Consider the following 11,420-nt stretch of genomic DNA (forward strand, 5'->3'; position numbering starts at 1 on the left):
GAAGTATGCAAAGCCCGGAACCCGTATCGAGAACACCTTCCAGACAAACGGCATCCTCCTCGATGACGAGTGGTGCCGGTTCTTCCACGACAACAACTTCCTCGTCGGCCTCTCCCTGGACGGTCCCGGAGGCCTCCATGACGCCTGCCGGAGAGACCGGCAGGATCGCGGCACCTTCGACCGGGTCCTCAAAGCCGCCCGCCTGCTCCAGAAGCACCGGGTCGACTTCAATATCCTCTGTGCGGTCACCAGCACGAACGCCGATCATCCCCTCGAGGTCTACCGGTTCTTCCGCGACGAGCTCTCCGCACCGTACATCCAGTTCATCCCCATCGTCGAGCGGGAGAACGAGACCGGATTTCAGGAAGGGGACACGGTCAGCGAGCGATCCGTCCGGCCGGAGCAGTGGGGCCGGTTCCTGATCGCGATCTTCGATGCGTGGATCAGAAGAGACGTGGGCCGGATGTTTGTCCTGGACTTCGACGGAGCGCTTGCTGGCTGGCTCGGGATGGCAGGGACGGTCTGCGTCTTTGCCCCCACCTGCGGCCTTGGCGTGGCGCTTGAGCACAACGGCGACCTCTACTCCTGCGACCACTTCGTCGAACCGGACCACTACCTCGGCAACATCCTCACGACGCCGCTGGTCGAGCTCGTGAACTCCGATAAGCAGCGGAGGTTCGGGACGGCCAAGCGCGACACGCTCCCCCGGCACTGCCGGGAATGCGGGTTCCTCGCCGTCTGCAACGGTGAATGCCCGAAGAACCGGTTCATCGAGGCGCCGGGCGGCGATACGGGACTGAACTACCTCTGCAAAGGGTATAAAGCGTTCTTCTCCCACGCCGACCGCCCGATGCGGATGATGGCCGACCTGCTCCGGCAGGGGAGGTCCGCCGACGAGGTGATGCCGGTGCTCGCGGCGGAGGGGAAGAGAACCGGCAGGACGGCGGCAAAGGTGGGCCGAAACGAGCCCTGCCCCTGCGGAAGCGGTTTGAAGTATAAGAGATGCTGCGAGCGCATGAGCCGTTAACGTAGTTGCAGGTCGCCGCCGGAACATTCGTGATCAATTATATAATGGGTGAGATACCCCGCTGGACCAAGCTCACCGATTCCGATGGGGGGAGAACGTATGCCTGAAGAATGGAGAGGTGTCATCAATGTCGATATCCGGGATTCGGTTCCGGATTGGGCGCCGTATGAAGAACCAGAGGCGCCCGAAGGCGCCCCGAACGTCCTGACGATCGTCCTCGACGATGCCGGGTTCTCGGCCATGTCCTGTTACGGCGGGCTGATAGAGACGCCGAACATCGACCGCCTGGCGGCAAACGGCCTTTTATATACGCAGTGGCACACGGCAGCGCTCTGCTCCCCGACCCGTGCCTGCCTGCTGACCGGCAGGAACCCTACCACCGTCGGGATGGCCTGCGTCGTAGATGCGACCACCGGGTTTCCGAACTCGAACGGCCACATCCCGTTCGAGTGCGCCACCCTCGCAGAGGTGCTGGTCGAGCAGGGCTACAACACCTACATGCTCGGCAAATGGCACCTCTGCCCGCAGGAAGAGATGCACCTCGCAGGAAACAAACGAAACTGGCCGCTTGGCCGGGGATTCGAGCGTTACTACGGTTTCATGGGCGGCGAGACGAGCCAGTACTACCCCGCTCTGGTCTACGATAACCACCCGGTCGAACAACCGGCGATGCCCGAAGATGGCTACCACCTGACAGAAGACCTGACCGATCGGGCGATCGAGTTCATCCGGGACGCCAGGCAGATCAACCCGACAAAACCCTTCTTCATGCACTACTGCCCCGGCGCCACCCACGCCCCGCTTCAGGTTCCGAAGGAGTGGGTCGACCGGTATAGGGGCCGGTTCGATATGGGCTACGAGCGCTACCGCGAGATGGTGCTTGCACGGCAGAAGCAGATGGGGATCGTCCCGGAGGATACCGAACTGCCGCCGGTCAATCCTATCGGCACACCGGAGACAAGGACGAGTCCCGACGGAGTGCGATACCCGGAGATGGACACCGTCAGACCGTGGGACTCGCTGAATGAGGACGAAAAGAGGCTTTTCGCCCGGATGGCGGAGGTCTACGCCGGATTCCTCTCCCACACCGACGCCCAGATCGGGAGGCTCATCGACTTCCTGGAAGAGAGCGGCGAACTCGAGAACACCCTGATCGTGCTCGTCTCCGACAACGGTGCCAGCGCCGAGGGCGGGCCGAACGGCACGGTCAACGAGAACACGTTCTTCAACGGCATCTCGGCCTCTCTCGAAGAAAGCCTGCAGATGCTCGACGAACTCGGGAACGAAAAGACCTACAGCCATTACTGCTCGGGCTGGGCGATGGCATTCAACACCCCGTTCAAGATGTGGAAGCGCTACTGTTACGCCGGCGGCATTGCCGACCCCTGCATCGTCCACTGGCCGCGGGGAATTCAGGCAAAGGGAGAGAGACGCCACCAGTACCACCATGCGAGCGACATTCTACCGACCATCCTGGAATGCATCGGCATCCCGGCGCCGGATACCGTGAAGGGCTACACCCAGTGGCCTATCGAGGGGATCAGCATGCGTTATTCCTTCGAGAAGGGCGACGTGCCCACAGAGCGGCATACCCAGTTCTACTCCATGCTTGGTTCCCGCGGCATCTGGCACGACGGCTGGAAGGCGGTCACCACGCATCCGGCGATGGCCGGATGGGGCCACTTCGCCGAAGACACCTGGGAACTCTACCATGTCGAGGAAGATCGCTCGGAGACGCGCAATCTGGCCGACCAGCACCCGCGCAAACTCCATGAGATGATCGCGCTCTGGTGGCACGAGGCCGGGAAGTACCGGGGGCTGCCGCTCGAAGATCGGACTGCTCCGGAAGTCCTGACCTCACCCCGGCCCCAGCCCGCGCCACAACGCGACTTCTTCGTCTACTATCCGGAGACCGCTCCGGTCCCGGAAGGCGTGGCGGTGAATATCCGCAACCGGTCCTACACCATCACCGCCGACGTCGAGATACCGGACGGCGGTGCACAGGGAGTTCTCTTTGCCCTCGGGAGCAGGTTCGGGGGCCACGCCCTCTACGTCAAGGATAATCGGCCCCGGTACGTCTACAACTTTGTCGGTACCGAGCAGATGGTCACCTCGGATACCGAGATTCCCTCCGGCAGGGCCACGCTCACCGCTCTGTTCACCAAGGAGAGCGAGGAGCCGAAGGGGACCGCACACGGAACCCTCGCGATCTTCATCAACGACCAGAAAGTGGGCGAAGGGCGGATCAAAACCCAGCCCTCGTTCTTTAGTATCGGCGGCAGCGGGTTTTCCATCGGAGAGAACCCGGGCGATATCGTGACCGACGACTATCCCGGCGAGCGGCCGTGGGCGTTCACCGGAACGATCCACAAGGTCATGGTGGACGTCACCGGGGAGCCATACGCCTACATCGAGAAAGAAGCGGCCGCGATGATGGCGCGGGAGTAATGGGCCGGGGTGTCTTTGTGAGATGGCGCGAAGGGATGGAGCGATGAGATGGTAGAAACCGTATCGCTCACGGTCTTCCTCGAGACGATCGGCGTCCTTGCGACCGTGATCTTCATGGTCTCAAGCATGTTTGCCATGGGATTCTCTCTGACCCTGCGCGAGATCGTCGAACCGCTGAGGAACCTACGGCTGGTCATCCTCTCCCTGGCGGCGAACTTCGTCCTGGTACCGCTGCTTACACTCGGTATCCTGCTCATCTTCCCGCTCTCCGAAGGGCTCTCCATCGGGTTGATCCTCCTCGGGTCCGCCGCAGGAGCCGCGTTTCTGCCGAAACTCGCGCAGATAGCGAAGGCGGATGTCGCCTTTGCCGTGGGACTGATGGTGCTCCTGATGGTGGTGACCATCGCCTACTTGCCGCTCGTCCTGCCGCTGCTTCTTCCCGGGATCGCGATCGATAGCCGGGAGATCGCCCAATCGCTCATCCTGCTGCTGCTCGTACCGCTCGTGATCGCCCTCCTCATCCGAGCGCGATATGAGGAGATTGCAGAAGGCCTCCTGCCCCTGATGAACCAGGCGTCCAATCTGGCGCTGCTCACGCTGATTGTTGCACTCGTCATCGTCTACTTCTCCGATCTCGCAGGGATCTTCGGCACCACCGCAATCCTCGCGGCGGTCACCTTCGTGATACTATCGCTGGTCATCGGCTACGTTCTCGGCGGGCCCGGCCGCGGTACGAAACGGACGCTTGCCCTCGGGACAGCAAAGCGCAACATCGCGGCGGCGCTGGCGGTTGGCACCTTCAACTTCACCGATCCGGATGTGATGATCATGATCATCGTCGTAGGAGTGATCGGCCTCATACTGTTGATATTCCTTGCCGCGGAGATGGGTAAACTGGGGGTGGCGGCAGCGTTCGACCAGATGATACACGATTAGGGCGGCGGACGATCGATGGGTCGGTCGGGAGCCGGTAGACCCGTTGCCGCGATGGGGCCCGGATCAATCCCGCATGATCCAGGCAGTCACTTCCTTCTCATGGTCGACATAATGCTCACCGCTGAGATCGATCACCACCCGATCGATGGTCCCGCCCGTAAAGGTGAAGGGCGCGGAGTACTCCGGCGACACCGGCGACCCGCTGTCCGGGCCGACGAGAGCCGGGGCGCGACGACGCACCTGTCCTTGCCATTCCTGCGGCGAGCGACCGGATGGCGCACGATTCGGCCGCAACGGGAGAATAAGGGTGCGACAGGTGATCGACGGGTTCGTCGGGGCGGGAGTGCCGGAGGGCATGGGCAACCCGAATGGGGAGGAACTGCCCGGAAAAGGTAAATATCCGGGTCATACAGCACTATAACTACATTTTTATATTTTGCTCCACACTGTGGTTCGGAACCGCCTCCGCTCGGAATGGGGTAACTGTATGGTAGAAACCGTATCGCTCACGGTCTTCCTCGAGACGATCGGCGTCCTTGCGACGGTGGTCTTCGTGCTCTCGAGCATGCTTGCCATGGGATTCTCCCTGACCCTGCGCGAGATCGTCGAACCGTTGAGGAACCTGCGGCTGGTCATCCTCTCCCTGGTGGCGAACTTCGTCCTGGTGCCGCTGCTCGCGCTCGTTCTCCTGCTCGTCTTCCCGCTCTCCGAAGGGCTCTCCATCGGCCTGTTCATCCTCGGGGCCGCCGCAGGAGCACCGTTCCTGCCGAAACTCGCGCAGGCGGCGAAGGGAGATATCGCCTTTGCCGTGGGGCTGATGGTGCTTCTGATGGTGGCGACCATCGCCTACGTGCCGATCGTCCTGCCGCTGCTGCTTCCCGGCGTTGCGATCGATCCCTGGGCGATCGCCCGGTCGCTCATCCTGCTGATGCTCATACCGCTTGCAATCGCCCTCTTCGTCAGGGCACGGTATGGGGAGGTTGCCGCAGGGCTCCTGCCCCTGATGAACCAGGCAGCCAACCTGTCACTGCTTGCGCTCGGTGTGGCATTCTTCGTGGTCTACTTCACCGACCTTGTTGGGGCTATCGGCACCTCCGCGATCCTTGTGACGATCATCTTTGTGACAATTTCGTTTGCCATCGGTTACGTCCTCGGCGGCCCGGGCGGCGGTACAAAGCGGGTGCTCGGCGTCGGGACGGCACAGCGCAACCTCTCGGCGGCGCTGGCGATCGCCGCCCTTAACTTCACCGACCCGGACGTGATGATCATGATCCTCGTTGTAGCAATGGTCGGTCTCACGCTGTTGATGTTCATCGGCGAGGAGATGGGCAAGCGGGCGGAGACGGCATCGACGTCCTCCTGAGGTCCATATCCTCTCCCGCAGGCTATCCTTCCCCGGGCATAGTGGGACCGGTCCCGGCCGGCGATATCCCTGGAGATGTGGTAGCCTTCCGATAATCGAACGATTCTTGCCCGTTCTGGCAGCATCTGCCATCCCGGCACGCGGAACCGCAGGCCTGCATTTCATGGCAAATGTAATATACGAGCAATATGATTGGCGGAGGCAGCCGCCTGCCCCGGCGACTCTTACCGTCCGGTCCCCCGGGTCGGGCAATCTCCACTGGGGGAAGACAGCAGGGATACGGGTGGGGGCGACGGCAGCCAGGGAGTGATATCCATGATGCGAAGGAGAGCGGAAGGCGGCCTTCGGGGTCGCGAAGAGGGCGGCGGCGCACACCGCTATAAGATGCGCGAGAAACTCGTCTCCATCGGAGACGACTACTGGATCGAGGATGCGGCGGGAGAGCGGGCGTTCAAGGTGGACGGAAAAGCGCTCCGCGTGCGGAATACGTTGATCATCCAGAGCAAGGAGGGGAAGGACCTCTACACGATCCAGGAGCGGATGCTCCGGATCAAGGATACGATGGAGATCGAGAAGGGCGAAGGCGGCACGGCGGCGACGATCAAGAAGGCGCTGATTGCGCCGCTCCGGGACCGGTGGACGGTGAGCGTCCCCGGAGAGGAGGACTGGGAGGTGCAGGGGAACATCCTCGACCACGAGTACCGGATCGAGGCCGGGCGGCGGGAACGGGTCGCCGAGGTCTCGAAGAAGTGGTTCCGGGTCCGGGACACCTACGGCGTGGAGGTGGCGCCGGGGCACGACGACGCGCTCGTCCTCGCCGTGACGGCGGCGGTCGACCAGATGGCGCACGATTAGGGCGGCGGACGATCGGCGGGTCGGTCGGGAGAGCAGGGCGGGAACCGGTAGACCCGGCCTGCCTGCCGCTCGGGGGAGCAGCCCGCCGGGGTGGTATGACCGGGACAGCCCGGTCCTGAGAAGGAGATCCGCCCCGGTTCTGTCTACCCGCCGCCTGTCACCTGAAGATTCTATTCTCCTCGCGATAGCGTCAGGTACCGGCCGCCGGTGCAACGTGAGGGGTTGAGCACGGCATACGTATATTACCGATCGATGCCGTAACCCGGTGTCAGGATGTTTATAGGGGGGAAGATGATGGAGAACCTATGTGAGACCTGTGGCACGAATCAGCACTGTTGTACGCGGTTGGACGGCCTCATGCTGACGAAGGATGAGTATGAAACACGGTTTAGGCGTCATGAGGAGAACCTTCTCGTGCAACAGTCTGGCGGGTTTTACCGCGTAACGCCACGAGATGGTGCAGCCTGCCCGAACTGGGATCATGGCGGGTGCGCTATTTACCTGAACCGGCCGATCGATTGCCGGTTATTCCCGTACATGATGGTACGGGTCGATAAAGGAAAAGGCCCGCTGAAGATTCTCTTGAAGACCAGCTCACTCTGCCCGAAAGTTGACGCGGCAGGTGTGTTGATGCCGGAGACCGAAGCACGTGCGCTTGCCACGGAGTTCTGGAGAAAAATTGCCGGGGACAGGGCGGATATCATCGTCCAGCGTGAATCCGGGCTCCTCTACCAGTTACGGTCCGGGATTAATGGAATACTCCGGTGAGATCGCTCTGACGGCAGGTATCCCGGGTTTCTCAGCCCGGAGACAGGGTGTTCCTGTATTCTTTTTATCCGGCGGCTACGGGTTCCTGACCGGTTCTCCGGGCAGTATATGCCTCTACCGGAGCGGACGCCGGGCACGGTGGACGATGGTTTTGCGATCGCACCGTTTTGAACAGCGGTGAGTGAGCACGTTGTGCCCTGGCAAAGAGGGGTTCGCATGACCGAAGCTCTCTCTCGCATGACCCCGGGACGGTCATCGAGCGATCGCAAAAAAATTGCCTTCTACCACCGGTTCCTGGAAAAACTCCCGGGATCTTCCGTGGGATTTTCGAAATATTAACGCATCTTTTTTCGAATGGGGGAATATTATTCACGCGGTCAAACTGAAACGCTTATATAATAAAATGGGGTAGTAGTTAGCATCGAGACCACCAGCAGAAGACAGGGGACGGGTACAGCCGTATTTTTCTCCCGGGAACATGCTGCCCTGCATGCCGGTCAGAGGAGCACGAAGAGAATGGTTGCTGTATGATATCGGTCCTCTACGTTGATGACGAGCCGGATTTCCTTGAGTTGGTCCGGATCTTCCTCGAGAGAACGGGAGAGTTCCAGGTTGCAACCTCGAGATCGGCACGGGAAGCCCTGGCTGACCCGGCGATCCGGTCATACGATGCCGTCATCTCCGATTACCAGATGCCCGGGATGAACGGGATCGCGTTTTTAAAGGCGGTCCGGGAGGGGTTCGGCGACGTCCCGTTCATCCTCTTCACCGGCCGGGGCCGCGAGGAGGTCGTGATCGAGGCCATCAACAACGGCGCCGACTTCTACGTCCAGAAAGGCGGGAACCCGAAGGCGCAGTTCGCCGAGCTCGCGCACATGGTCCGGCAGGCGGTGGCGGGAAGACGGGCAAAGGCGACTCTGGCTGAGCAGGAGCAGCGCTACCTGGATCTCCAGAACGCGAACGACCTGATCCAGAGCGTCACCCCTGACGGGCACTTCCGGTTCGTCAATACGAGATGGCTGGATACCCTCGGGTATACGGCGGAGGAGATCCCGAACCTCACGATATTCGATATCATCCATGAAGATAGCACAGATTACTGCACCGAGACGTTCCAGCGGGTGATGGCCGGCGAGAGCGTGGGGATCATCGATGCGATCTTCAAGACCCGGGACGGAAGGAAGGTCTACGTCCAGGGCATCGCGGACTGCAAGATCGTTGATGGAGCCGCCCGGTATACGCGGGGGCTCTTCAAGGACGTCACCGAGCGCCTGGAGGCGGAGAAGGCGTTGCGTGAATCGGAGCACAAGTTCGTCACGCTCTTTAAGAGCAGCCCCATCATGCTCACCCTTGCCTCGGCTATCGACGGCACGCTCATCGACGTCAGCGATGCGTTTTTGCGCTCCACCGGGTATGGCCGGGAAGAGGTGATCGGCAGGAGGACAGAGGAGATAGGGCTCTTCGCGGATCACGCCGGGTATATCGGGTTCGTCACGACCCTCCAGGCGGGGCGCCCCGTGGAGGGCATGAAGATGCTGTGCCGCAGCAAGAACGGGGCGGTCAGTACCTGCCGGTTCTTCTCGAAGATGGCCCTGATCAACGGCAGGCCCCACATCCTCTCGGCGATTGAGGATGTAACAGAACAAAAGCAGGCGGAGGAGGCGGTCCGCGAGAGCGAAGAGCGCTATCGCCTGATCCTGGAGAACGCGAGCGAAGGGATTCTGGTCAACGAACTCACGCCGAGGGGGCCGGGGAGGTTCATCGACGTGAACGATGCCGCCTGCCGGATCCTCGAGATGACCCGCGAAGAACTGCGGGAGATGAGGCTCATCGATCTCGATACCCCTGAGACGAAGAGGCGCGCTCCGGCGCTTGTGCAGGAGTTGATGGAGAAGAAGCAGGCCGTCTTCCAGATCGACTTCCGGACAAAGAACGGCCGGGAGAAGGTCATCGAGATCAGCGTCAGTCTCTTCGGGCTCAAGGGAAAGCCGACGATGCTCTCGGTCATCCGCGACATCACGGAACAGAAGGCCGCGGCGTCGGCGCTCAACGCACTCGTAACCGGGATGGTGGGGACGACCGGCAGGGAAGCGCTCGACCGGATGGCGGAGAGCATCAGCGCCTGGCTCGGGGCCGATTGCGTCATGATCGGCGAGATCACGCCGGACGGTGAGCGTGTCCAGCTGCTCTCGATGCTCCTTGACGGCAAGAATGTCCCGGACTACTCCTATATCCTGAAGGGGACACCCTGCGAAGATACTGCCAGCGTCGGGTTCTGTGTCTACCCGGAGAACGCTGCCCGGCTCTTCCCCGGGAGCCTGGACCTGCGTGACCTCAAGATCCAGGGCTATGCCGGAACCCCGCTCCGGGATTCTACAGGCAGGGTCGTGGGCATCCTCTGTATCCTGAGCAGGACGCCACTCACCCTGCCGCCGTCCGCCCCCGAGATCCTGGAGATCGTTGCCGCCAAAGCGGCGGCCGAGATCGGGCGGATGACCGCCGAGAAGGCTCTCTCCGAGAGCGAGGAGAAGTTCCGGACTCTCGTGGAGCATTCGCTCGACGGCATCCTCATCCTTGACCCTGAAGGTACCATCCTCTTCGCGAACCATGCCGCTGGCCGGCTTGTAGGTGTAGAGGATCTCGCCGGGCTGTTCGGGAAGAGGAACGTGATCGAGTTCATCGCCCCCGAATCGCAGGAAGATTTAGCCAGGGATTTTGAGAATGTGGCAGGAGGAACAGACGGGTACATTGCACGCTACCGGATCACCACGATGAACCAGGAGGTCCGGTGGATCGAGAGTCTCGGGAAGACCATCGTCTTCAACGGCGCCCCGTCGATCCTGGTATCGCTCCGGGACGTCACCGAGCGGCAGCGCATGGAAGATGCACTGCACCAGGCGAACACGAAACTCAACCTTCTCTCGGGCATCACCCGGCACGATATCAGCAACCAGCTCCAGATCCTGAACGGGTATCTCGGGCTCCTGCAGGAGAATGATACCGATCCCTCGTTTGCGGAGAGGCTGTCCCGCGTTGCCACGGCAAGCGGCCGGATCTCGTCCATGATCCAGTTCACCGGGGAGTACCAGGAGGTCGGGGTGAACCGCCCTGCCTGGCACGACCTCCGGGCCCTCGTGGAGGATGCAGGCAGGAGCGCCGGCTCGCCTCAGGTCGCGTTCTTTAATGAGATTCCCGGGGAGGTGGAGGTGTTTGCCGATCCGCTCATCAGCAAGGTCTTCTTCAACCTGATCGACAACGCCCTGCGCCACGGCGGGAAGGTCACAACGGTCCGGTTCGCCTCAGAGGTCCGTGACGGAGACTGCGTCGTCGTCTGCGAGGATGACGGCGACGGTGTTCCGCCAGGCGAGAAGGAGAAGATCTTCGGCCGTGGGGTCGGGAAGCACACGGGGTTCGGGCTCTCTCTCTCGCGGGAGATCCTCGATATCACCGGGATCACGATCCGGGAGGTCGGTGAGGCAGGCCGGGGAGCGTGGTTTGAGATCACGATCCCAAAGGGGCAGTACCGGGTGGGGCCGGAGTGAGGGCGGCGGGCGGGGAGCCGGGTCAGGGGTTCTCGAGAGGGGAACGCCCGGGCGGGCAAGCGAGACGCTCGCCGAACCCACTCCCCAATTTGAGCAGCCGGGCGAATATGTGTCCTGCCGCTGTCTTCTCCCGGACGGGAGGATGCGGGAGTGCCTCTGGACGGCACCCCGGTTCGCCGCAATGTGTGGGGGTAATTATATATTCCCCGTTATCATCCGGCACCGGGCAGTTCGGGGTATGAGAGTGATCGACTCTTTCGGCGAGGCGTGGTCAACTACACCGGGAACAGGGCCCTCTCTGGTCTTGAACGCCTCCTACCCGTGCAGCAGGAATGGGATGACTGATGGGCGGATTGAGCGACCGGGCACCCCCTGCCTTCCACGTCATGGCGAAACCGACCGGCGCACGGTGCAATCTCGACTGTCCCTACTGCTTCTTCAGAAAGAAGGAAGGACTGTACCCGGAGAGCACCTTCCGGAT

Annotated in this window: 8 protein-coding genes; 7 read left to right on the forward strand and 1 reads right to left on the reverse strand. The window is 61.8% G+C overall.

What is annotated here, in order from left to right:
- From V6K60_RS07750 to V6K60_RS07760, 3 genes are all read left to right on the forward strand, one after another.
- A partial coding sequence (locus V6K60_RS07750; RefSeq protein ID WP_332449947.1) for an anaerobic sulfatase maturase occupies nucleotides 1-1,027 on the forward strand: 1,027 nt, incomplete at its 5' end.
- 99 nt (nucleotides 1,028-1,126) lie between these two features.
- Entirely contained in the window at nucleotides 1,127-3,475 is a 2,349-nt protein-coding gene (locus V6K60_RS07755) for an arylsulfatase (RefSeq protein WP_332449948.1), read from the forward strand.
- A gap of 48 nt (nucleotides 3,476-3,523) precedes the next feature.
- Nucleotides 3,524-4,411 carry a bile acid:sodium symporter family protein gene (locus V6K60_RS07760; RefSeq protein WP_332449949.1) on the forward strand — a complete coding sequence of 296 codons (888 nt, stop codon included), beginning with the start codon at nucleotides 3,524-3,526 and terminating at the stop codon, nucleotides 4,409-4,411.
- Between the two features lie 63 nt (nucleotides 4,412-4,474).
- Here the strand turns inward: V6K60_RS07760 and V6K60_RS07765 are convergent, their stop codons facing one another.
- The gene (locus V6K60_RS07765) at nucleotides 4,475-4,651 is read right to left on the reverse strand and encodes a hypothetical protein (RefSeq protein WP_332449950.1); all 177 of its coding nucleotides are present in this window, start codon (nucleotides 4,649-4,651) and stop codon (nucleotides 4,475-4,477) included.
- Between the two features lie 247 nt (nucleotides 4,652-4,898).
- Between V6K60_RS07765 and V6K60_RS07770 the strand changes: the two genes are divergently transcribed.
- From V6K60_RS07770 to V6K60_RS07785, 4 genes are all read left to right on the forward strand, one after another.
- Entirely contained in the window at nucleotides 4,899-5,774 is an 876-nt protein-coding gene (locus V6K60_RS07770; RefSeq protein ID WP_332449951.1) for a bile acid:sodium symporter family protein, read from the forward strand.
- A 315-nt stretch (nucleotides 5,775-6,089) separates the two neighbouring features.
- Nucleotides 6,090-6,629, forward strand: a complete 540-nt coding sequence (locus tag V6K60_RS07775) for an LURP-one-related/scramblase family protein (protein WP_332449952.1) — start codon at nucleotides 6,090-6,092, stop codon at nucleotides 6,627-6,629.
- A gap of 291 nt (nucleotides 6,630-6,920) precedes the next feature.
- Nucleotides 6,921-7,397, forward strand: coding sequence for a YkgJ family cysteine cluster protein (locus tag V6K60_RS07780; protein WP_332449953.1), 477 nt, complete (start codon nucleotides 6,921-6,923; stop codon nucleotides 7,395-7,397).
- Between the two features lie 527 nt (nucleotides 7,398-7,924).
- The gene (locus tag V6K60_RS07785) at nucleotides 7,925-10,939 is read left to right on the forward strand and encodes a PAS domain S-box protein (protein WP_332449954.1); all 3,015 of its coding nucleotides are present in this window, start codon (nucleotides 7,925-7,927) and stop codon (nucleotides 10,937-10,939) included.
- Nucleotides 10,940-11,420: the final 481 nt, after the last annotated feature.

The organism is Methanoculleus sp. (assembly GCF_036677455.1).
In the GTDB taxonomy this organism is placed as follows: Archaea; Halobacteriota; Methanomicrobia; order Methanomicrobiales; family Methanoculleaceae; genus Methanoculleus.